The 23,407-nt window shown below is 64.7% G+C and carries 20 protein-coding genes; 18 read left to right on the plus strand and 2 right to left on the minus strand.

The window, feature by feature from the left end; translation table 11 throughout:
• The first annotated feature begins 3 nt into the window (after positions 1-3).
• The 14 genes from FOY51_RS21295 (at position 4) to FOY51_RS21365 (ending at position 15,863) form a co-directional block, all read left to right on the plus strand.
• Positions 4-933 carry an SGNH/GDSL hydrolase family protein gene (locus FOY51_RS21295; RefSeq protein WP_149432285.1) on the plus strand — a complete coding sequence of 310 codons (930 nt, stop codon included), beginning with the start codon at positions 4-6 and terminating at the stop codon, positions 931-933.
• Positions 933-1,997 (plus strand): hydroxymethylglutaryl-coenzyme A reductase family protein, encoded by a 1,065-nt coding sequence (locus FOY51_RS21300; protein WP_149432286.1) that lies wholly within the window; start codon positions 933-935, stop codon positions 1,995-1,997. The genes FOY51_RS21295 and FOY51_RS21300 overlap by 1 nt, the downstream gene beginning before the upstream one ends.
• Entirely contained in the window at positions 1,994-3,172 is a 1,179-nt protein-coding gene (locus tag FOY51_RS21305) for a hydroxymethylglutaryl-CoA synthase (protein ID WP_149432287.1), read from the plus strand. Before FOY51_RS21300 ends, FOY51_RS21305 begins: the two co-directional genes overlap by 4 nt.
• 53 nt (positions 3,173-3,225) lie before the next feature.
• A complete protein-coding gene (gene mvk, locus FOY51_RS21310) occupies positions 3,226-4,239 on the plus strand; it encodes a mevalonate kinase (protein ID WP_187776413.1) in 1,014 nt (337 codons plus the stop codon).
• Positions 4,236-5,240 carry a diphosphomevalonate decarboxylase gene (gene mvaD / locus FOY51_RS21315; RefSeq protein ID WP_214633132.1) on the plus strand — a complete coding sequence of 335 codons (1,005 nt, stop codon included), beginning with the start codon at positions 4,236-4,238 and terminating at the stop codon, positions 5,238-5,240. Before mvk ends, mvaD begins: the two co-directional genes overlap by 4 nt.
• Complete coding sequence (locus FOY51_RS21320) at positions 5,237-6,394, plus strand: phosphomevalonate kinase (protein ID WP_149432290.1); 1,158 nt, start codon at positions 5,237-5,239, stop codon at positions 6,392-6,394. The genes mvaD and FOY51_RS21320 overlap by 4 nt, the downstream gene beginning before the upstream one ends.
• Positions 6,366-7,460: a type 2 isopentenyl-diphosphate Delta-isomerase gene (gene fni / locus FOY51_RS21325; RefSeq protein WP_149432291.1), complete on the plus strand. Its 1,095-nt coding sequence runs from the start codon at positions 6,366-6,368 to the stop codon at positions 7,458-7,460. Before FOY51_RS21320 ends, fni begins: the two co-directional genes overlap by 29 nt.
• Before the next feature lie 408 nt (positions 7,461-7,868).
• The gene (locus FOY51_RS21330; protein ID WP_149432292.1) at positions 7,869-8,984 is read left to right on the plus strand and encodes a 3-deoxy-7-phosphoheptulonate synthase; all 1,116 of its coding nucleotides are present in this window, start codon (positions 7,869-7,871) and stop codon (positions 8,982-8,984) included.
• 66 nt (positions 8,985-9,050) lie between these two features.
• Positions 9,051-11,354: a helix-turn-helix transcriptional regulator gene (locus tag FOY51_RS21335; RefSeq protein WP_149432293.1), complete on the plus strand. Its 2,304-nt coding sequence runs from the start codon at positions 9,051-9,053 to the stop codon at positions 11,352-11,354.
• Between the two features lie 96 nt (positions 11,355-11,450).
• On the plus strand, positions 11,451-12,461 hold the full coding sequence (gene fgd, locus FOY51_RS21340; protein WP_149432294.1) for a glucose-6-phosphate dehydrogenase (coenzyme-F420): 1,011 nt from the start codon (positions 11,451-11,453) through the stop codon (positions 12,459-12,461).
• 48 nt (positions 12,462-12,509) lie between these two features.
• The gene (locus FOY51_RS28000; protein ID WP_149432295.1) at positions 12,510-13,481 is read left to right on the plus strand and encodes a nitroreductase/quinone reductase family protein; all 972 of its coding nucleotides are present in this window, start codon (positions 12,510-12,512) and stop codon (positions 13,479-13,481) included.
• Between the two features lie 49 nt (positions 13,482-13,530).
• On the plus strand, positions 13,531-14,001 hold the full coding sequence (locus FOY51_RS27295; RefSeq protein ID WP_187776414.1) for a hypothetical protein: 471 nt from the start codon (positions 13,531-13,533) through the stop codon (positions 13,999-14,001).
• A 25-nt stretch (positions 14,002-14,026) separates the two neighbouring features.
• Positions 14,027-15,346 carry an acyltransferase family protein gene (locus tag FOY51_RS21360; RefSeq protein ID WP_149432298.1) on the plus strand — a complete coding sequence of 440 codons (1,320 nt, stop codon included), beginning with the start codon at positions 14,027-14,029 and terminating at the stop codon, positions 15,344-15,346.
• 58 nt (positions 15,347-15,404) lie between these two features.
• Complete coding sequence (locus FOY51_RS21365; RefSeq protein WP_149432299.1) at positions 15,405-15,863, plus strand: flavodoxin family protein; 459 nt, start codon at positions 15,405-15,407, stop codon at positions 15,861-15,863.
• Between the two features lie 304 nt (positions 15,864-16,167).
• On the opposite strand, the gene sigJ is transcribed toward FOY51_RS21365, so the two are convergent.
• The gene (gene sigJ / locus FOY51_RS21370) at positions 16,168-17,106 is read right to left on the minus strand and encodes an RNA polymerase sigma factor SigJ (protein ID WP_149432300.1); all 939 of its coding nucleotides are present in this window, start codon (positions 17,104-17,106) and stop codon (positions 16,168-16,170) included.
• Between the two features lie 121 nt (positions 17,107-17,227).
• Here sigJ and FOY51_RS21375 point away from each other — a divergent pair, with 121 nt between their 5' ends.
• From FOY51_RS21375 to FOY51_RS21390, 4 genes are all read left to right on the plus strand, one after another.
• Entirely contained in the window at positions 17,228-18,700 is a 1,473-nt protein-coding gene (locus FOY51_RS21375) for an MFS transporter (protein WP_235916599.1), read from the plus strand.
• 82 nt (positions 18,701-18,782) lie between these two features.
• Entirely contained in the window at positions 18,783-20,834 is a 2,052-nt protein-coding gene (locus FOY51_RS21380; protein WP_187776415.1) for an FAD/NAD(P)-binding protein, read from the plus strand.
• Positions 20,835-20,868: 34 nt separating this feature from the next.
• Positions 20,869-22,212 carry a class-II fumarase/aspartase family protein gene (locus tag FOY51_RS21385; protein ID WP_235916601.1) on the plus strand — a complete coding sequence of 448 codons (1,344 nt, stop codon included), beginning with the start codon at positions 20,869-20,871 and terminating at the stop codon, positions 22,210-22,212.
• Positions 22,213-22,241: 29 nt separating this feature from the next.
• Positions 22,242-22,553 (plus strand): hypothetical protein, encoded by a 312-nt coding sequence (locus tag FOY51_RS21390; RefSeq protein WP_149432302.1) that lies wholly within the window; start codon positions 22,242-22,244, stop codon positions 22,551-22,553.
• A gap of 15 nt (positions 22,554-22,568) precedes the next feature.
• Here the strand turns inward: FOY51_RS21390 and FOY51_RS21395 are convergent, their stop codons facing one another.
• Positions 22,569-23,357, minus strand: coding sequence for an AfsR/SARP family transcriptional regulator (locus FOY51_RS21395; protein ID WP_149432303.1), 789 nt, complete (start codon positions 23,355-23,357; stop codon positions 22,569-22,571).
• Positions 23,358-23,407: the final 50 nt, after the last annotated feature.

Consider the following 23,407-nt stretch of genomic DNA (forward strand, 5'->3'; position numbering starts at 1 on the left):
AACATGAAGAGTTCACGAACCATCCGAGTCCTCGCCGCCGCAGCGTCGTTGGCATGCGCCGCCTTCATGAGCACGGCAGCGCCGGCATCGGCCGACGACGCACCCGCCGGAAAGTCCCTGGTGACTATCGGTGACTCCTACTCGACCAACGGCAACATCATCTACTCCCTCGGCTTCGGCTACGGCGGCGACACCTCCTGCCAACGTTCGGAGACCTCGTGGCCGAAGCAGTTGCAGCACAAGATGAATCTGGCCGACAACGACGTCGAGGACGTCGCGTGCCTCGGTGCATCGCTGGCGACCCCGCCGCACTACACCGCGGAGTTCATGGCCAAGCAGGCGGCGACCGCGGGCGCCTTCGGTCCCCGCACCAAGCTGGTCACCATTCAGTTGGGGCAGAACGACATCTGGAACAGTCCCTTCCCGCAGCGGGCTCTCGACGCCGAGGTCACCTGCCTGACCAACTTCATCCAGGGCTGCGGACCGGACGCGGGCGTGACCGGTCGCGCACCCGATGCGCGCGGTGTCAGCGGCAGCCAGTACGTGAACTGGATCAAGCCGGTGGTCGACTACGTCAAGTACTACGCACCGCAGGCCAAGATAGCGATCGTCGGCTACCCGACGATCGCCGAGCGTGGAAATCCGCAGTGGTGCTGGGATTCTCCGGTCGGGCGGATCACGCAGCCCGCAGCAGGTGCGATGACCGAGTTCCTCGACAAGGTCGACGACGCGCAGCGTGCGGCGGCCTCGACCCTGGGCGTGAACTTTTTCGACACCAGGGCAGCAACGACGGGCCACGGCACCTGCTCGCCGGACTCGTGGATCAACGGCTACTTCGTTCCGACGGGTGAGTTCCTCGGAATCCCGTTCCACCCGACGATCCACGGCGACGACGTGGTATCCGGTGGCATCAAGGCGCAGTTCGGGTTGTGATGATGGACAACACAATTGCGTTTGCGTCGGTACCGATGCGCTGGATCGGCCCGATCAACGTCTCCGGGAACGTCGCCGAGGGCTCCGTAGAGGTACCCCTGGCCACCTACGAATCACCGCTGTGGCCGTCGGTCGGTCGCGGTGCCAAGATCTCCACTCTGTGTGATCGCGGCATCGTGGCCACCCTGGTGGACGAACGGATGACCAGGTCGGTGCTGCTGGAGGCCGACGACGCCGGGACCGCCTTGGCGGCTGCTCGGCAGCTCACCGACGACCTGCCCGTGCTGCGCGCCATCGTTGCCGAGCGCAGCAACTACGCCGAACTGATTGCGCTGCATCATCAAATCGTCGGAAACCTGTTGTTCGTGCGATTCGAGTTCACCACCGGTGACGCGTCTGGGCACAACATGGCCACCTTGGCCTCCGACGCGCTCCTCGCACACATCGTCGACGTGGTTCCCGGCGTGCGCTACGGCTCTGTGTCCGGCAACTTCTGCACCGACAAGAAGGCGTCCGCCGTCAACGGGATCCTGGGTCGTGGCAAGAACGTGGTCACTGAAATCCTGATTCCGGAATCGGTTGTGCAGCAACGCCTGCACACGACCGCCCGGCAGGTAGCCGATCTCAACGTTCGCAAGAACCTGATCGGCACCACGCTCGCGGGTGGAATTCGCACTGCTAATGCGCATTACGCGAACATGCTGTTGGGCGTCTACCTCGCCACCGGTCAGGATGCGGCGAACATCGTCGAAGGCTCCCAAGGGATCACGCACGCAGAAGACCGTGACGGTGACCTCTACTTCTCCTGCGCGCTGCCGAACATCATCGTGGGCACCGTCGGCAACGGGAAGTCACTGGACTTCGTCGAGGAAAACCTGGCGCGCATGGGATGCCGGGAAAACCGGGAAGCCGGAGGAAATGCGCGGCGACTTGCGGTGATCACCGCCGCCGCCGTGCTCTGCGGCGAATTGTCTCTGCTTGCGGCACAGACAAATCCGGGAGAGTTGATGCGGACACACCTCCGCTTCGAAAGGTCGGAAACTCCAAAAGGACAGAGCCAATGACAGTGCCTATCGGAATTCATGACATCTCCATGGCCACCGGCCAGTACGCGATGGATCTCGCCGAACTCGCCAGACGCAACGATGTCGACGTCAACAAGTACTACATCGGCCTCGGGCAGACCACCCAGACCGTGCCTGCGGCGGACGAGGACATCGTGACCATGGCTGCCGCGGCCGCCAAGCAGATCGTCGCCAAGCACGGCGTCGACGGCATCAGGACCGTGCTCTTCGCCACCGAATCCGGAATCGATCAATCGAAGTCCGCGGCGATCTACGTCCAAGACCTGATCGGTCTGTCGTCGGCCACCCGCGCTGTGGAGTTGAAGCAGGCGTGCTACGGCGGCACGTCCGCGCTGCAACTTGCAGCGGGCATCGTCGCACGCGATCCGGAACAGCGAGTTCTGGTGATTGCCAGCGATATCGCGAAATACGATGTCGACTCCAGCGGTGAGAGCACGCAGGGCGCCGCTGCGGTCGCGATGCTGATCTCGGCGAATCCGAACCTTGCGGTGATCGACGAGACCGTCGGCCTCTACACCGCGCACGTTCAAGACTTCTGGCGCCCGAACTACCGGTCCACTCCGTTGGTCGACGGTGGGCTGTCGGTCCGTGCCTACCTCGAGGCTGTCGAGCAGGCATGGAAGGACTACGAATCGCGCGGCGGTCGGAGCGTCACCGAATTCGCCGGCTTCTGCTACCACCAGCCGTTCACGAAGATGGCGTACAAAGCGCACACGCGGCTGTTAGAGCTCAAGGGAATCGACGCCACCGAGGCTCGGTTGTACGCGGATCTGTCACCGACCACGATTTACAACAGGGCCATCGGCAACAGCTACACGGCGTCTCTGTTCGTCGGGTTGATGTCGCTGCTCGACCACGCCGAGGATCTCGACGGTCGATCGGTCGCACTGTTCAGCTACGGATCGGGATGTGTTGCCGAGTTGTTCTCGTTGACCATGGTCGACGGCTACCGCGAGCACCTACGGACCGTGGAGAACCGAGCGGCAATTGCCCACCGCGAGCCCATCACCTACGAGAAGTACCGTGCCCTACGCGAATTCGCACTTCCGGAAGACGGGTCGGATGTGACTCTCGACGCGACCAGTCGCAGTCCGTTCCGGCTGACGTCGATCTCCGGACACTCGAGAATCTACGAGGCGTCGCACGCGCGGTGACACGGTGGAAGGACCGAACGGACCGAGAGCGATACGCGTTGATGGAGAATGGGATGCAGAGCCAACCTGGTGACGTGCTGGCAACGCACAGCAGCACGCGAGACTTCACCGACGAAGAAGCCGGACGTGGCAGCGCGAGCGCAAAACTGATTCTGTTCGGCGAGCATGTGGTGTTGCACGGCAGACCCGCCATATCGCTGCCGGTGCCGTCGCTGCCGGTGACCGCGACGGCTCGTAGGCAGCCCGGACCGGTGGTGATCGAGTCGTCTGCTTTCGACACCGAATGGCGGGCCCTTGCGGCGACGTCGCACCTGAACGCCTCCGCGGTGCCGAGGCTTGCGGTATCCGCGGTGTGCGAATATCTGGGCCTGCCGGACGAGGGTCTGCTGGTCACCGTGGACAGCAGCATTCCCGCCGGCCGTGGATTCGGTTCCAGTGCAGCGTCTTCCGCCGCGATCATCGCGGCGGTGGCCAAGCTCGCCAAGCGGGAATTGGACAGCGACACCATGTTTGCGCTGATCCAGCAATCGGAGGCGTTTGCGCACGGCAAGGCCAGTGGTGTGGACGCGCGCACCGTGATCGGTGCGGGCGGACCGATGTGGTTCCAGGACGGTAAGACCACCCCGCTGCGCGTTGCCGACGGGAGAGCGGTGCTGGTGGTGGCGGACACCGGCGTGAGCGGCAGTACTCGCGACGCCGTCGCCGCGGTGCGCCGACGCCTGGTGGCGCTCGGGGCCGACGGTGCAGACCTGCTGAATCGGGCAGGTGCGATCACGGCCGCGGCCGCAGCAGACCTGGTAGCAGGACGATTCGCCGAAGTCGGTTCGAAAATGACTGCGACGCAGGAGATTCTGGCACTACTTGGGGTCAGCTGCTTCGAGATCGACAACCTTGTCGGCGCGGCACTCGAAGCGGGAGCGCTGGGTGCCAAACTTTCCGGTGGCGGTTTGGGTGGCTGCGTGATCGCGCTGGCCGCCGACGATTCGGCAGCAGCACGCTTGCGCGCCGCACTGTCGGACGCCGGTGCGGAGCGTTGCTACACGGTCGGTCTGGGCGCGGCGTCGTGAGCGTGTCCGAGACCACGGCGACGGCATACCCGAACATCGCGCTGATCAAATATTGGGGCAAGCGCGACGAGGCGCTGCACCTACCCGTGACCAGCAGCCTGTCCCTGACACTGGACATCTTTGCCACGGTGACGGATGTGCGGGTCGCCGACGACCTGCCTGCCGACGTCGTCACCACAGCCGACGGATCGCCGTCGCGGGCCTTCACCGCAAAGGTCGTCGCATTCCTCGACGTGATCAGGGGCATGGCCTCCGATGACCGCCGGGCCCGGGTACACACGGTCAATACCGGGCCGACGGGCGCGGGTCTGGCGTCGTCCGCGTCGGGCTTCGCGGCGCTGGCCGTTGCGGCCGCAGGCGCCTATGGGCTGGACCTGGACAGGCGCGCGCTCTCCCGCCTTGCCAGGCGGGGTTCGGGAAGCGCGTCCCGTTCGATCTACGGTGGGTTTGTGCAGTGGCATCGGGGGGACGGGCTCGACACGGCCGGGGACGTCAGCAGCTATGCGGAACCGGTCGATGCGCCGCAGCTGGACCCGGCATTGGTCGTCGCCCTCGTCGATGCCGGGGAAAAGGCGGTGACCAGCCGCGAAGCAATGCGGCGCACCGTCGAGACGTCCCCGTTCTTTCAGCCATGGGTGGACGCGAGCAAGACCGACCTGCATGACATGCACAGCGCGCTCGCGGCAGGCGATCTACCCGCGGTAGGCGAGATCGCCGAACGCAACGCTCTCGGAATGCACGCGACGATGCTCGGCGCGCGTCCCGCGGTTCGCTACTTCGCGCCAGGATCGATGCGGGTGTTGGATCGGGTGGTCGAACTCCGCGCGGCGGGCGTCGCCGCCTACGCGACCATGGACGCCGGGCCCAACGTCAAGGTGCTGTGCGATCGGCGCGACAGCGCGAAGGTTGCCGCCGCGGTGGCCGAGACCGACGAGACTATGCAGGTAATGGTTGCCACTCCCGGACCGGGCGCGGTCGTCGGCGGAACGAGTGATCGATGATCAGCGTCGACGTGCCGGGCAAGCTGTACATCGCAGGTGAATACGCGGTGCTGGAGCCGGGCGGTGCCGCGGTACTCGTCGCGGTGGACCGCTACCTGACCGTACGGCTGCGGCCCGGCACCGCGTCGACGCGAACCGTCACGACAGCCCGTACCGGTGCCCGCCCTGTCGAGATGATCCGCCGCGGCACCGAAACGGTTCCGGCGGTTGACGATCCAGCGATCGTAGCTGCACTGCGACACGTGTCGACGGCCGTCGAGCTGATCGAGCGGTATGCGATCGAGCGCGGCGACGACCTGCTCGGCTTCGACCTCGAGATCGTGTCGGACCTCGACCACCAGAGCTCCGGTCGCAAGTTCGGGCTCGGCTCGTCGGGTGCGGTGACCGTCGGCGTGATTCGGACTCTCGCGCAGGCCTATCGGTTTCCGCTCGACGACGACGCCTTGTTGCGACTGGCGTTGCTGACCGCGTTCGCGGTCGATCCGCGTTGCTCCGGCGGTGACGTCGCGGCGTCGCTGCTCGGTGGGTGGATTTCCTATCGGTCGCCGGATCGGACGGCCGTCGCGGCGATGTTCGCCGGCACGGGCGTGCGGATCACGGATCTGATCGAGGCACCGTGGCCGCTACTTTCCGCTCATCGCATTCCCGCGCCGCGTGCCGTTTGCCTCGAGGTGGGTTGGTCGGGGCGGCCCGCCGTGTCGAGTGGGCTGGTCGAGCGGCTGCAACGCGCCGTCGACGACGATTCCACGGGCTACAGTTCCACGGGATATGGCCACTTCGTGGGCGCAAGCAATGCCTGTGTGGCAACGCTGGTTTCGGCCCTCGAATCTGGTGACGACGCATCGGCGGTTGCCGCGGTCGCCGCTGCCGGGGCGCTGCTGCGCGCGGTGAGTTCGCTCGCCGGGGTGGTCGTCGAGACCGCCGAACTGGCGACGCTGCGCCGTGTCGCGGAATCGCTCGGTGCGGTAGCGAAGAGCTCCGGCGCGGGCGGTGGCGACTGTGGAATAGCACTGATCGACGCCGCCGATGCCGAGCAATTGCAGGAGGAGTGGCGAGCAGTCGGCATCGTGCCGCTCGAACTGCAGGTGCACCAATCTGAAGGACTACAAGTGAAAGGGCACAGTCATGACGACCGTTTCGCAGGTTTACGGTAGCCGCAAGGACGATCACGTACGACTCGCTGTGGAGCAACACCATCAGCGCGGCGCCGGCGTCGAGGTGAATCAGTTCGACGACGTCCGTTTCGTTCACGACGCGCTTGCGGGCATCGCCGAGTCGGCGGTGTCACTGACGACCGAGGTTGCCGGAACCGACTGGGCCGCACCGCTGTACATCAATGCGATGACCGGCGGCAGTACCCGTACCGGTGAGGTGAATCGCGGTCTCGCGATCGCCGCACGGCAGACCGGTGTGCCGATCGCGTCCGGTTCGATGAGCGCTTTCCTCGCCGACCCCGATCTCGCTCCGACCTATCGGGTGCTGCGCGACGAGAACCCAGACGGCTTCGTCGTCGCGAACGTCAACGCCAACGCGACGGTGGACATGGCGAAGCGGGCGGTGGATCTGATTGCGGCCGACGCCCTGCAGATCCACATCAACACGATCCAGGAGATCGTGATGCCCGAGGGCGATAGGGACTTCTCGCACTGGCCGAGTCAGATCGGCAAGCTCGCGGAGGCTCTCGACGTACCGGTGATCGTGAAGGAGGTCGGGTTCGGGATGACCAGGTCGGCAGTTCGTCGCCTTGCCGATCTCGGCGTGACCATCGCCGACGTATCCGGTAGAGGTGGAACGAATTTCGCGACGATCGAGAATGCCCGGCGCCCGCATCAGGATTTCGCATATCTGCGCGACTGGGGGCAGTCCGCGCCTGCGTGCTTGATCGACGACCAGGCGATCGCTGGGCAACGTGGGGTCACACTGCTGGCGTCCGGCGGGGTTCGGCAGCCGTTGGACGTGGTGCGCGCCCTCGCGCTGGGTGCTCGTGCGGTCGGGGTGTCGGGTTACTTTCTCTCCGTTCTCGAGGGCGAGGGTGTCGACGCGTTGGTGTCGACGATTGCCGACTGGATCGTGCAGATCAGGCAGTTGATGGTGGTGCTCGGCGCACCGACCGTGCCCGATCTGGTGAAGACGGATGTATTGGTGAGTGGACAGGTTGCCGAGTTCGCGCGGCTCCGCGGTATCGACCCGGGTGATTATGCGCGGCGCGCCACGCCATAACGCCGAATAGGTGTTTCGAGGGAAATTCAGGAATTAGAACAACGGCCATCGAGATTTTCTCGATGGCCGTTGTCGTGTCGACAGAGTATGCCGCTGAACAGGCATTTTGTCGAAGTCTGGCCGAATCGCCATCGACTCGCTATCGTCGGAAAATAGTGAAAAGACAGCGCCCGCATATCGCGCCGATCGTGCTGCAATAAATTCGGCACAATTATACAAAAGTGATCGGCATCACACTTGACGCCGGCTTCTGCGAAGTGTCACGCTATTCCTGCGGCACCGTTGTGTCGACATTCGAAAGTCAGCTCGCTCGCGAAACATTCTGCGCGCTATTCATTTCCCGATGTTCGCCAATTCTCCTGCTATGCCCACGTGCGGATGTCTTTTGCAGGCCGAAGGATTACTGGAATGAACTCTGATATCGCGATCGCGTCGAAGAACTTCGGCTTGGACGACCGGCGCACACTGAGCATCAGCCCGCTGCTCTCGCCCGCCGATGTTCGGCGCACGCATGCAATCGACTACGACCTCGCACGCACCGTACGCGGCGGCCGCGACGGCGCCGTCGATGTGTTGACCGGTGCGGACGACCGACTGATGGTGATTGTCGGGCCGTGCTCCGTGCACGATCCCGATGCGGCGTTGGAGTACGCACGCCGACTGGCCACCAAGGCTGCCGAGCTCGCCGACCACTTGCACGTGGTGATGCGGGTGTACTTCGAGAAGCCACGCACTACTCTCGGCTGGAAGGGTCTGATCAACGACCCGTATCTGGACGGCACCTTCGACATCAACACCGGCTTGCGGGTGGGCCGAAAACTGTTGGTCGACATCACAGCTCGCGGCTTGCCGGTTGCGTGCGAGTTCCTCGATCCCATCACTCCGCAGTACATCGCCGACCTCGTCTCCTACGGGGCGATCGGCGCGCGCACCGCGGCCAGCCAGGTGCACCGACAGTTGTCCAGCGCGCTCTCGATGCCGGTCGGCATCAAGAACGGCACCGATGGCGATGTCCAGGTGGCTGTCGACGGCGTGCGGGCCGGTGCGGCCAGCCACGTCTTTCCGGGCACCGATCTCGACGGGCGGTCCGCACTGATTCGCACCACTGGGAACCCGGACTGCCACGTGATCTTGCGCGGCGGGAGCACCGGCCCCAACTACGACGAGGCGTCGGTGACCGAGGCCTGCCTGCGGCTCGAGAAGGCGTCGCTGCCGCAACGGCTCGTCGTCGACGCCAGCCACGGCAACAGCAACAAGGACCACAACCGCCAGGTCGATGTCGTCACCGATATCGCAGGCCGCATCGCGACCGGCGACCGCCGCGTCGTCGGGCTCATGATGGAAAGCTTCTTGGTCGCAGGCCGGCAAGATCTCACACTCGGCGACGCCGCCGACCTCGCGTATGGGCAGTCGATCACCGATGCCTGCCTGGGTTGGCACAGCACCGCCACCCAACTCGACCGCCTCGCGAACGCGGTCGCCACCCGTCGCACGTTGCCCCGGCGTTCCTGGATTCCGGCGTAACCCGTTCTGTCGCCAGTTGATTCGCTGCCGGCCGCGTGCGGCCTGGCCACCGACAAGGAGGACAACGTGTCGATCAGTACACGCTTACAGTGGCGGAGCACCGGCGTCGGCCTCATCGATGCCGACGACGTCGATATCGACAGCTTTCGCCTTCCGACGCTGATCGGGCGCGACAGAGAAGTCGGCGAGATCCGGAACCTGATCGACGATCCCCGAGTCAGCCTGCTGACGTTGACCGGACCCGCCGGCGTCGGCAAAAGCCGAATCGTCCAGGAGGCGTTGACGATCGGCGAATTCCAGACCGGTCACGTCACCACGATCGACGTCGCCGAGGCGAACACTCGCGCCGATGTGTGGAATGCGGTGTCGGCTGCGGTTTCGTGCGAGATCGATTGTGCAGCCGAGGTTGTGGATGTTCTCGCAGTCGCAATCGGTGCAGCCCGGACGATCCTCGTCATGGACAACTGCGATCGTGTCTCCGCGGCGATCGCGCACGACGTCTCGCGATTGCTCGGCCGATGCCCCAACCTCCTGATCGTCGGAACCAGCCGAGTGGTGTTCAACCTGCACAGGGAGTACGTCGTGAACGTGCGCCCGTTGCAGACACGGTCGGAGTCCGGCCCCAGCCGTCCGGCGTCGTCGCCTGCCGCTCAGGTGCTGCTCGCGGGCATCGACAGCCGCTATCGGAACTCGGCGCCGAATCGGTTGATACTGGACGAGATTGCGCACGAGGTCGACGGTGTGCCACTGGCATTGGAGTTGGCCGCGAACACCATCAACCGGATCGGGTCGGCGCGAACGTTGCAGCTGATCCGGTCGGGCGAAGGCCTGGCACCCCTGCCATTTCTCGATGTGCCGGCTCGGCACCGCTGCCTCGACGACGCGATCGATTGGGGCATGCACCTGGACTCCGACACGATCGATGTGCTGCTGCATCTGTCGCTGTGCGAGTCCGCGGTCGAGCCGGATACGGTGTCGAACCTGGTCGACATGGACGAGTCGCTCGTCAGCGGAACCCTGGCAACGTTGATCGACCACAGCCTCGTGCAACGAGGCGTCACGGACGCCGGCCAGCCGAGTTATCGACTGCTTGCTCCGACGCGAACCTACTGCCATCATCTGCTGAACTCCGATCGTTCGCGCGGCGATCGGATCCGGCGCGAGCACGTCGATCGCAGCTGCGAGTCTGCGCTCGCAACTGTTCGCGACCTTCGCGCGCCGGACCGGAGGTCGGCAGCCCTCGACGACGCGGAGCAGCGGGTCGGCGACTTCGCGGCCACCGTCGATCGACTGATCGAGATGGGCCATGCGCAACGTGCGGTCGAACTCGCGGAATCGCTGGAAGACGTCTGGATCCGATTCGGATATCTGTCCCGAATCGAACGGATGCTCAGCGCGGTCGTCGACAATCCGCCCGCGCCCACCGAGTCGCTCGATCCGGCATTGCCGCACGCGGGCGAGTTGCTGGGGAAGTGGGCGTTGCAGTCGGGCCGATCGCGCCGGACTATCGAAGTCCTCACGAACGCTGCCGCCGGGTACGACCGCATCGGCGACGCCGTCGGCGCGTGCCGCGTTGCGGCCGGACTGGGTATCGCGTCGCTCGAAGTCGGCAGGCACGATCTGGCCCGCGAACATCTGAAGCGAGCGCTGCGGCGCTCCGACCGCGGTTCCGAGCCGCGGAGCGAGGTCGTCGACCTGTACCTCGCCGCACTGGCAATTTCGGGCAGCGCCGATCGGAACGATTCGACGCTGTCGGACATCGACGAGCGGATGCTGCGACTCGATGCGGATGCCGATCGATTGCGCGCGCACAACACCGTTGCCCGTACGCACCTGGGTGCGGGGGACGCGTGCCGCGCGCTGGAGCAGTATCGGCGCGCGCTGCGGATTCCGTCGACCGGCAGTCATGTCCTCGAGACCCTGACTGCCGTTGCCGGCTGCGCGGCGGCGTACGCGGAGGCGGGGCCGGACTTCGGCGAATCGGCGTCCATCCTGTTCGGCGCTGTCCACTACATCGGGACCGCGCGTGCACTTCCGCAGCCGGAACGTAACTGCACCGATGACGGTAAACCCGCACATCTCATCCGGCCGGAAACAGCATGGGAACTTCGTGACGTCGTGGCCTACGCGTTGTCCGGCCCGGCGATTCCCGCTCCTGCCGTTTCGGCGCTAGATGCCTTGACCACCAGGCAACGAGAAATTGCGCTTTTGGTTGCTGACGGTCTGACGAATCGCATGATCGCGAGCAAGCTCGGTATCGCCGAATGGACGGTGATAAATCACCTGCGACAAGTGATGTCCCGGCTCGACTGCCCCTCCAGATTGCACGTCGCATTGGTGGTGAAAGGCGAAACAGAATCCGGTGAATAGCCGCACCCCCATGACAATGGCTTGCTATTGAATAGCTCGATGCCGCCGCTAGCCTGAAAAAGGCAGCACATTCGATAAGAAATCAAAGGAATTCTTGTGACTGAACTTCGACTCGGATACAAGGCGTCGGCGGAGCAATTCGCTCCCCGCGAACTTGTGGAGCTCACTGTGTCGGCCGAAGAAAACGGTTTCGACAGCGCAATGATCAGTGACCATTTCCAACCGTGGCGATACAACGGCGGGCATGCGCCTTTCTCGCTCGCGTGGCTGGCCGCGGTAGGGGAGCGCACCCAGCGAATTCAGATCGGTACTTCGGTGCTCACCCCGACGTTCCGCTACAACCCGGCGGTCGTCGCGCAGGCCTTCGCGACCATGGCGTGCCTGTACCCGAATCGCGTGATGCTCGGGGTCGGATCCGGCGAGGCCCTGAACGAGATCGCCACCGGCTACACCGGTGAATGGCCCGAGTTCAAGGAGCGATTCGCGCGGCTGCGTGAGTCGGTCGAACTGATGCGGGCGCTGTGGACCGGTGAGCGCATCGACTTCGAGGGGCAGTACTACCGCACCGTCGGTGCCTCGATCTACGACGTCCCCAAGGACGGCGTTCCCGTTTATGTCGCCGCGGGCGGGCCGCTGGTGGCGCGGTATGCGGGCCGGGTGGGCGACGGCTTCATCTGCACATCGGGCAAGGGCATGGACCTCTACACCGAGAAGCTGATGCCTGCGGTCAACGAAGGCGCGGCCAAGGCGGAGCGCTCGATCGAGGCCATCGACACCATGATCGAAATCAAGCTCTCCTACGACACCGATCCGGAACTGGCACTGGAGAACACCCGGTTCTGGGCGCCGCTGTCACTGACGCCCGAGCAGAAGCACAGCATCTCGGATCCGATCGAGATGGAGGCAGCTGCGGACGCGTTGCCGATCGACCAGATCGCCAAGCGCTGGATCGTCGGTACCGATCCCGACGAGGTGGTGTCGAAAATCGCGCCCTACATCGACGCCGGAATGCGCCACCTCGTCTTCCACGCGCCCGGCCACGACCAGGCCCGATTCCTCGAACTGTTCGCCAGGGATCTGGCTCCCCGGCTACGCAAGCTCGGCTAGACAGCCCCATCGAATCGACAGGCCCAACCAGACGGAGAAGGAAGAACAATGCAAACACTCACGGTGGAACGCACCATCGCGGCACCGGTCGACAAGGTTTTCGATTGGTTCGCCGATTCAGGCAACTACGCGGCCGCCAAGTCGGTCCTGCAGAACCGGCTGGTGACCCCGGCGGTCGGCACGCCCTACGGCGTCGGCGCAGTCCGCAATGTCACGTGGTTCTTCGGTAAGTACACCGAGCGGATCACTGCCCACGACGCTCCGCACAAGCTCGGCTGGGTGATCGAGAGCGGCTTCCCGGCCATCAAGCATCAGGGTGCCGAGCTGAACCTGACCGAGGTGCCGGGTGGTACCCGAGTAGTCCTGACCACCACCGCCGAAGCCGTCGTCCCGATCGGCGCGGATTTTCTCACCCGCACCTTCGGCTTCCCCGTGCTGGCAGCGGGGTATCGCGACGTTCTGCGAACCGCAGAGGTTGCGATCACGTCGCCGCGCAAGGCGAAGCAGCGGAGCCGTCAGGGCTGGATTGCCAAACCGCGCAACATCGTTTTCGACGAGGTGTTGAAGCTCATCCGCAACATCCACCACGTCATCCTGAAGGTCAGCGGTGGGCGTTGGGGCAACAAGCAGTTCGGCATGGCCGCGATCGAACTGCATGTTCTCGGACGCAAGTCGAAGGCACGTCGCACCGTTGTGCTGTGGGTTCCGGTGATGGACGAGAACCAGGTGATCCTGGTGGCGTCCAAGGAAGGCGACGACCGCGATCCCGAGTGGTACAAGAACTTGAAGGTCACGCCCGAGGTCGAGTTGACCATCGAGGGCGAGACGTCACCGTGGCTGGCGCGCACCGCGAACGCTGCCGAGAAGGCGGTCCTGTGGCCGCAGATCGTCAAGGCCTACCACGGCTTTTCGGTCTACCAGACACGCACCGACCGAGATATCCCCGTCGTCATCTGCGAACCGCGCGCGACGAGCGAGGACCTGGCGGACGTGGCAATCGAACAGGGTTCAGCCGTCTGATTCAGGCGCCCGAGCCGACCATTTTTCTATCCACGATCGAGGAGTTGTTGTGAAGAAGAACGTCTTGCCAATCCGTATTGCGCTCGCTGTCGTCGGTAGCGCGGCCATCGTGTCCGCCGCGACCGCGTGCAACAGCGACACCGATTCGACTCCGCCGCCCGCCCCGAGCACGTCGCACCAGTCGACGTCGGTAGCGGTCACCCCTGCGCCTGCGGTGTCACAGGCGCCCGCGGCTCCGGCACCAGAGCAGGCGCCCGCGGCCGAGCAGGCCCCGGCCCAGGAGCAGGCACCGGTTCAGGAACAAGCCCCAGCGCAGGAGCAGGCACCGGTTCAGGAACAAGCCCCAGCGCAGGAGCAGGCACCGGTTCAGGAGCAGGCGCCGGTTCAGGAGCAGGCACCGGTTCAGGAGCAGGCACCGGCGCAGGAACAAGCACCGGCTCAGCAGCAGCAGGCGCCGGAACCGAAGCAGGCCCCGCCGACGCTGTCGGACCCCGGCTTCGCGCCCAAGGCCGGTTACTGATCTCGCGGTAGATCGAGTCAGGGACATGGCCCACACGCGTACGGCACCGCGGGATCACCCCGCGGTGCCGGCCGATATCACGCGCAGCCGCCCGGCCCTTCCGTCGCTTACGGGGGCCAGGTGGTGGGCGGCATTCGCCGTCTTTCTTCTGCATGCTCTGGTATTTCTGCCGGTCTACCCGTTTCAGAAATCCGAGCTGTTCCGAAAAATCCACTTCTTCGTACCCATGCAAATGGGCGCGGCCGGCGTCACATTCTTTTTCGTGCTGTCGGGATTCATCATCTACTGGTCTTTCAAGCCCGGCTCGTCGGTGCCGCGCTTCTACTGGCGCCGAGTCCTGAAGATCTACCCGACCCACCTCGTTGCCGCGGCGGTGTACATCGTTGTCGCCAGCGTGCCGCTGCATCGTCTAGTGGTCTGGGTGCCCAACCTGCTGCTCGTGCACACCTGGTTTCCCAAGACCACCACCGTCGGCGGCCTCAACGTGCCGTCGTGGTCACTGGCCTCGGAGATGTTGTTCTACTTCAGCTTTCCGATCCTGCTGCCGTTGATCAAGCGGATCCGTACCGAGCATCTGGTCCGGGCGATGGTAATCGTCTTCCTCTTCGTCCTTGCGCTCCACACCGCGTACTTCCTGTTCGTCGACGGTCCGAAGGGCATCGAGAACGCCTTCGCCCCGCGACTGGTTCCGGGAAACGTCTCGCCGGTGTTCGAGCTCCACTCGTCGCCTGCGTGGTTTGCCCAGGCCGACATCCCGGTAGCTCCCTCGTACTGGCTGAGCTACAACTTTCCGCCCTCGCGGCTGCCCGAGTTCTTCCTGGGAGTCCTCGCGGCGCGGATGGTGCTCGAAGGGCGCTGGCGCTACACGAAGATGGGTCCGCCGCTGACCTTGCTGGCCATCGCCTTCGCAGCGACCTGGGTGGTTCCGGTCAACTACAAGATGTCGGCCTTGCTGCTGGCGCCGATGACCGCGGTGGTCGCCACCCTCGCTGCCCGCGATCTGCAGGGCATTCCGGGGCTCAATTCGTCGCGGCGAATGGTGTGGCTGGGTAACGTGTCATTCGCGTTCTACCTCATTCAGTTCCCGGTGATGGTGCTGGTCACGCGGCTCTTCATCGGAGGCCACCAGTTCGGGTTCCTCGGCTGGCTGGGCTGGGCGAGCCTGAGTCTTGTCCTCTCGACGGTGGCTGGCGGGTTGCTCTACCACTTCGTCGACCTGCCGTTGATGACGCGATTCTCTGGCCGTCGTGGTCGCCGCAAGGCCGACGACGAGCCCGGAAATGGCCCGAAAGACGCATCGACAAGTCCGAAAGATCCGAACACAGTGGTTTCCGCAGCTCGCTGACTGGCTACGTTTGAATCAAGACAGTCTCGATCGAAGAATCGAAAGGGGATAAGTCATTATGAACGCCATTCTGGTGTGTGTATCCGTCTCGCACGGCAACACGAAAAAGGTTGCCGACGTGATCGGCGAAGTTCTGGGCGCTCGCGTCGTCGAGCCCGAGGAGGTCGATGCGGCCGAGCTCGCGAAGTACGACCTGGTGGGATTCGGTGCAGGCATCTACTTCCAACAGTTCCAACCGCGGCTGCGCAAGTTCGTCAAATCGCTCCCGGAAGAGCAGCGTGGCAAGGCATTCGTCTACACCACCAGCGGCTTCACACCGCGCATCAACTCCCTGGTCAAGCCGCTCGAGAAGAAGGGATTCGACGTCGTCGGAACCTTTGCCTCACGCGGCTGGGACACCTCGTTCCCGTTCAGCCTCTTCGGCGGCGCCAAGAAAGGCCGGCCGAACGATGTGGACCTGGCAGAGGCGTACAAGTTCGCCGAGGGACTGCGTACCAGCGTCGACCGAACGGCCTGATCGGTTCTCGGTAAGAACCGCGTCGTAGGGCCTGGCGGGGCGATGTAGCGCTCCAGGCAGCGGAGATTTGCTCCGAAACAATTGCTGCTTATCACGATTTTCGCAGCCTGGATCGCTACATCGGGAACCGCTATGGCTTATCGCTATGCAACAACCAGCCGGCAAGACACCATTTCTTCGCAGGCAGAAAACAATTCCGGCAGTCTCGGTTTCGCCGATGGGCGCGCCGTGTGCCATTGCGGATGTGCGGCCGCCGGTTATTCCGCATGCATAGGCGAAATTCACGTTGCCGTGCAGGGATCGGTTATTCGTGGGATTTGATGTCGATCTCAACAATCCCGGCAAGTTTGTCGGGATTGTTGATCGTGTAGATCTCGTGGATCTTTTCGGTCACCGGATCGATATCGAGAACGACGACGGCATACGGTGCCGCCCCGGAATACACCACGGCAGACGGATCACCGTTGACGAGTCGGTACTCGATGCGGAGTTCGGGTACACCACTGAGCGCGGTCGGCCCGGCAAGCAGGCGGGACACTCTGTCGCTGCCATGGATCGGCCGCAGAGCGGCGTGCCGCTTGCCGCCGCCGTCGGACCACATGGTCACATCGGGCGCCAACATCGCGAGGAGTCCCTCGATATTGCCGCCGTGCGTAGATGCGACGAGAAATTTCTCGGTCACCTTTCGCTGCATGCGGGCATCCGCCCGCTGCCGCGTACGACGCGCGTCGACGTGCTCGCGAGCGCGGTGCGACAACTGCCTGATCGCGGCGGGAGTGCGGTCCAGCATTGCTGCGACATCGGAGTGCGGGTAGCCGAATACCTCGTGGAGAACGAACACCGCCCGCTCGAGCGGTGTCAGGGTCTCCAGCACCACCAGCAACGCCATCGAGACCGACTCGGCTCGCAGGGTCGCTTCAGCCGCATCGGCGGCATCCGCCGTGTGCGCACGATTGTCGACCAACGGCTCGGGGAGCCAGGGGCCGACGTAGGTTTCGCGCCGCTTGCGGATGGCGATGCGCCGCGCGATGGCCTGGTTGATCGCGATCCGCACCAGGTACGCGCGCGGATGTTCGATCTCGCTGCCGCCCGAGGTGTTTCGCCCCGACCAGGCAAGCCAGGTGTCCTGCAACACGTCCTCGGTGTCGTCGACGCTGCCGAGCATGTTGTAGACCATCGAGAACAGCAGCTCCCGGTGATCGGCGAACACTTCGGACGCGCCTTCGGCGATCGTGTCGGCCATCGTTCTCCCAACCGAAAAGTGATCTATCTCTCGAAAGAGCGTGGGGATGTCACATTCGACGGCCTCCAGCTCTCTCGGGTTGTCAGCGGATGATGTTCATCCGAGAAAGAGAGACAGCGCAGTGAGTACTCCTACCGATTCATCGTCGTTTCTGGCGACCGGACGCGGCAAGCTAACGCTGGTGCTGCTGTGCACGGCCGCATTCCTCGATTTCGTCGACAGCTCGATCGTAAATCTTGCGCTGCCGTCGATCCAACGTGAGATGGGTCTATCTGTCTCCACCCTGCAGTGGATCACCACTGCGTACCTGTTGACGTACGGCGGCCTGATGCTGCTCGGCGGTCGTCTTGCGGACCTGTTCGGCCGGCGACGGGTGCTGATCACCGGTACCGCGATCATCGGAATATCCTCTGCGACAGCGGGTCTGGCCCAGCACAGTGACTTGCTGATCGGTGCCCGCTTCGCGCAGGGCGTCGGAGCCGCACTCATGCTGCCTGCCGCGCTGTCCATTCTGACCACCAGCTTCCACCACGGCTCCGATCGCAGTACCGCCCTTGGCGTCTGGGGTGGCGTCGCAGGTCTCGGAGCGGCGTCGGGTTTGGTTCTCGGTGGCGTCATCACCCAGGGTCCCGGTTGGCGGTGGGTGTTCTACGTCAACGTTCCGGTCTGCATCCTGCTGCTGATCGCGGTTCCGGCATTGATCGCCAACGATCGGCGCAACGCAGTTCGTGGCACCAGTTTCGACATTCTCGGCACTGCTTTGGCGACCGGCGGGTTGATGCTCCTGGTCTACGGGTTGACGCAGGCTCCCGAGCATGGGTGGACGAGCGCTCGTACGATCGTCGAGCTCGTGATTGCCGCGGCGCTGCTGGTCGGCTTCGTGATCAACGAGCACAAGATCGCCAATCCTCTTGTCCCGCTGTCGATCTTCCGCATCCGCGGTATCGCTGCGGCGGATCTGACGCAAATGCTTGTCGCCGCGGGCATGATGTCGTTGTTCTTCTTCATCACGCTGTACACGCAAGAAGTGCTCGGCTGGGGTGAGATCAAGGCGGGCTGCGCGTACCTGCCGTTCAGCGCAACCATCATCATCGTCTCCGGCATCACGACGAAGGTGATTCCGCGCATCGGAACGCGACCCGTCATCGTCGTCGGTGCAATCCTCACCGGCCTCGGCATCCTGTGGCTGTCCTTCATCCCGACCGACGGTGCGTACGTCCAGGATCTGCTGCCCGGCCTCATCGTCACGGCGGCAGGATCGGCCGCGGTGTTCGTCGCCAACACCACCGCCGCAACGGCGGGAGTGCCGGCGGACAAGTCAGGCCTCGCTGCCGCACTGCTCAGCACCGCCCAGCAGATCGGTGTCGCTGTCGGTATCGCGGTGTTGACGGCGATCGCCACCTCGCGCGGCAACAGTCAACTGGCCCAAGGCCATCCGCCGCTCGATGCCATGACGGCAGGGTTCAGGATCGCCTTGCTGGTCGCCGCGATCATCGCGCTGCTCGGCACGGTGACAGCACTGCGCACCGTCAACGCGCGTGGCGACGACGAAGAAGCCGACGTGCCTTCGCGCGTCGAACCAGCCGCCGTCTGACTGCTGTCCACTCACGCCCGGGTGCCGTTTTTCGCACCCGGGCGTACAGCCGTGTCCGAACGAACCGGAGGAAGGTGACACCGTGGCTGGAGACAAGCAGGCGACCGACGGCGATCGGTCGGCCAAAATCTTCGATTTCGAGAAAGGCGTTCGTCGACATGCCCGTCGGGCCGCAGAAAATCCGGTACGCATCGCCGTGGTCGGAGTCGGACCGCGCGGACTGAGCTTCTTCGAGCGAATCTGCGCCAATTCAGCACAGTCGGGTTCGAGCGACGGCATCGGCATCGAGGTCTACCTCGTCGACTCGACCGAGGTCGGCACCGGTTCGGTCTGGCGCACCGGTCAATCCCGCCACCTGCTGATGAATACCGTTGCGGCACAGGTAACCATCTTCACCGATGGCAGCGTGGCGATGGCCGGCCCTGTCGTGCCCGGGCCCAGCCTGTTCGAATGGACGAGCTTTCTGCTGAAGATCGGCAACTTCGCGGATCTGCCCGACGAGATGTACGACGAAGCGTGCCGTACCGACGCCAACACCTATCCCACTCGCGCGCTCTACGGCTACTACCTGAGGTGGGCGTACGAGCACATCCGCGACCGCTACGCGCCGTGGGTTCGCGTGCACGAGCACACGGCGACAGCCACCCGGCTTCGTGACGATCCGGAAGGCTTGCAAGAGCTGACGCTGAGCACGGGCGAATGCATTGGTGGACTCGATGCCGTCGTGCTCGCCCAGGGTCACACGGCGCAGCGACAGTCGGTGGATCCTGGTTGGCCTGCCGAGACGGTGCACAGGCTCGGACTCGAGCACATCGCCCCGGTCAATGCAGCCGACGTGGACCTCGACCACATACCGGCCGGCGAAACGGTCATCGTCCGCGGTCTCGGTCTCACCTTCTTCGACTACATGGCGCTGCTCACGGTCGGACGAGGCGGGCGCTTCGAGCAGCGCGATCGCGACGGTGCGCTGGAGTACGTCGCGTCGGGGCGGGAGCCGCGGCTGGTGGCCGGATGTCGACGTGGCGTGCCCCACCACGCGCGCGGCGAGAATCAGAAGGGTATCGACGAACGGCATCTTCCGGTACTGCTCGATCCGGCGCGGATCGCCGAACTATGCAGGCGGGCCGAGCGTTTCGGTGACATTTCGTTCCGGCGCGATGTCTGGCCGCTGGTCGCGCGTGAGGTCGAAGCCGTCTACTACTCGCTGATGATCGACGACCGGGTGAGTCCGCGCGAGCTGCGTTCCTTCCGTTCCCGCTACCTCGCCGCACCGACCGAAGGTGCCGCCGCAGCGATCCTCACGGAGCACGGTATCGGGGCTCGGCAGCGTTGGGACTGGGCCGTTCTCGGCGATCCCACCGCAGGACGCCGATTCGGTGCTGTAGAACAGTTTCACGATTGGCTGCTCGACTACCTCGATGCCGACGTGATCAACGCACGCATGGGCAACGTTCGCGGTCCGGTGAAGGCGACCTTGGACGTGTTGCGCGACCTTCGCAACGAGGTGCGGTTGATCGTCGATCACGGCGGTATCACCGGCGAGTCGTACCGCGACGACCTCGACGGTTGGTACACACCGCTCAATGCCTTCTTGTCGATCGGACCGCCTGCCGGCCGGATCGCGGAACTGTCCGCCTTGATCAGAGCCGGTGTGATCCGAATCGTCGGGCCGGGAATGCGGGTGCGGCTCGATGCCGACGCCGGCCGTTTCGTTGCCGAGTCGCCGATGGTCGACGGTTCGACAATCACCGGGACTGTACTCGTCGACGCACGACTGCCCGAGCCCGACCTCCGCGCTACTGGCGACGAGCTGCTGCGCAACCTGTTGCAGAGCAACGAAATTCGCGGGTTCTCCCTGACCAATCCGGACGGCAGCCACTACCGGACCGGCGGGCTGGAGGTGGCGCGGTACTCGCATGCCGTTCTCGACGCCTACGGGCGGCCCCATCCACGCCGCTATGCGGTCGGCGTCCCGACCGAGGCGGTGCACTGGGTCACGGCAGCGGGGCCACGCCCCGGGGTCAACTCGGTGACGTTGTCCGACAGCGACAGTGTCGCTCGTTCCATCCTCGCCGCGAACGGCAACGTCGACGGCAGATCGCAGGGAAAGGACTATGCCGATGGTCGTGGATAGAGGGTTGCTCGCACCGGTGCATGCAGGTGTACCGATGGAAAGCCTCGTGTCCGACGACGCCTGGGTGGAAGCCATGCTCGAGGTCGAGCTTGCGCTCGCGCGTGCGCAGGCACGGCTGGGCATCATTCCGGTGGATGCGGTCGGCCAGATCACGGTCGCGGTGCGCGAGCACACGTTCGATACCCGTGCGATCGCCGTAGCTGCACGCGGTGCGGCGAATCCGGTCGTGGCGTTCGTCCAAGAGTTGCAGCGAGTGGTGGCCGCGGTCGATCCGATCAGCGCAGGCTACGTGCATTGGGGATCGACCAGCCAGGACGTCCTCGACACGGCGACCATGCTGATCGCCCAGCGCGCGCTCTCCGCGATCATCGCCGACGTGGAGTCGACCATCGACTCGCTGACACGGCTGGGGGAGCTGCATCGCCGCACACCCATCGCTGCCCGCACCCTGGGAATGCACGCTGTGCCGACCACCTTCGGCGCCAGAGTCGCCAGCTGGATCCAGGGACTCCTCGACGCCCGCGACCGGCTGCGTGTGGTTCGCGATTCCGGTCTTCCGGTTCAACTCGGTGGTGCCGCAGGCACTTTCGCGTCCTACATAGAATGCGCCCACCGCAGCGGCGGACCGCTCGCCGACGCCAGCCCGGTCGAGATCCAGGCTAGGTTGACCGCGGATTTCGCGGCGGAACTGCTACTCCCGACAAGCCCGGCATCCTGGCACAGCGTGCGGACACCGCTGGCCGATCTTGCCGCCGCACTGGCGATCACCTCGGGCGCGCTCGGCAAGTTCGCTGTCGACGTGATCTCGCAGTCACGCACGGAGGTCATGGAAGTCTTGGAGCCAGCCGCCACCGGACGCGGCGAGTCCTCCGCCATGCCACAGAAGCGAAATCCGGTGCTGGCAACCATGATTCGCTCGGCTTCACTCCAGGTTCCTGCGCTGGCGTCCACCATCTTCGGCGCCATGCTCGCCGAGGACGAGCGATCGCCCGGTGCATGGCACGCAGAATGGCAGCCCCTTCGAGACTGCCTGCTGTTGCTGGGCGGAAGCGCCCACACCGCAGCCGAGCTCGCCGACGGGCTCACCGCGGACACCGAACGGATGAGTCGGACGCTGGCGAGCAGCGGCGGACAGTTGGTGTCCGAGCGTCTCTCGATTCTGCTGACACCCCTGCTCGGGCGGACCGAAGCGAAGAAGGCGCTGCAGACGGCGGCGTTCGAGGCGGCCGAGACGGGCTCGTCGCTTGCGGACGTGCTGGCGGGAAATGCCATGGTGCGCAACCATCTCGGCATCGACGAGATCCACGACCTGTTACGACCGGAGAACTACCTCGGCGTGGCGCCGGATCTGATCGACATGGTTCGCAACCGCGCGTGATGCTCAGGCGCAATCGAAGAAGGGACACGATGTCGAACGACAGTCCGGCGGCAGAGGAACAGGAGCGAACCGTCTTGGTCGAGCAGCACGGCGTGACGTGCTGGAAGGAGCGTGTCCCGTCGAGCAGTAGCGGTGTGCTGCATCGGGATCCGCTGTCGTCGATCACCGTCGTACTGTCCGGCGGACCGGTCGAGATACTCGACGAGCACGATCGGCTGGTCAGCAGAACGAGGCTGATGACCGGGCAGGTGATTCGCGGCGGTGAACTTCCGACGCCGTACCGCCTGCACAACCTTGCCGATCGCGACCTCGTCCTCGTGGTCATCCACCTCACCGATTGAGCCGCTGGAGTCCGCCTACCCCGCGCGCTGCACCGGTTCGAAGAGTGCGAGGCGGGGCACGCTGGCGTCGCCCTCGAGGATCGCGTGCTCCAGGTTACGGAGCTCTTCGGACGGCTCGAGCCCCACCTGTCGTACGAACGTGGAACGCGCCCGCCGATAGACGTCGAGCGCTTCGGCCGATCGTCCGCACCGATGCAGCGCAAGCATCAGGTAGCCGTAGGCGTCTTCCCAGAGCGGGTGCGCGTCGACGTGCGCCTGGAGGTCGGCGACGATCTCCCATGCCCGGCCGAGGGCCAATTCGATTCGGAAGCGCGACAATTCGGCGGCCAGCCGGCACTCGGTCAGCGGGTAGGCGATGCGCTGGACGTGACTGTTGGGCACATCCGCAAGCACCTGGCCGTGCCACAGTCCCAGCGCGGTACGCAGTGCAACGAGTGCGGCGGGGAGGTTGCCCTCGTCCTCGCGCAGTCGGGCTTGCGCGACCAATGCGTCGAACTGCTCGCTGTCCAGGTCGGCACTGTCGATGGCCAACCGATATCCGGGGGCGCGCGTCTCGATGGATGCCGGGCAACCGCTGTCGGTGAGTACGCGCCGCAGTCCTGAGATGCAGATCTGAATCTGCGATCGAGCGGTCGCGGGCGGGTTTCCGTCCCATACACCCTCGATCAAGCTCTCGATCGACGTGACGCGGTTCGTGTTCAACGCGAGCAGACCCAGGACGGCGCGCTGCCTGGAGGAGTCGAGCTTCGGCACTCCCGCGGCGCCTTCGATCTCCAACGGACCGAGAATTCTGATCCCAACCATGGACGTCTTCCCCTTCAACCGGATTCGCGGAGCGACCCGTCAGTCGTTGC

Origin of the sequence: Antrihabitans cavernicola, assembly GCF_008297975.1 — a bacterium.
GTDB lineage: Bacteria > Actinomycetota > Actinomycetes > Mycobacteriales > Mycobacteriaceae > Antrihabitans > Antrihabitans cavernicola.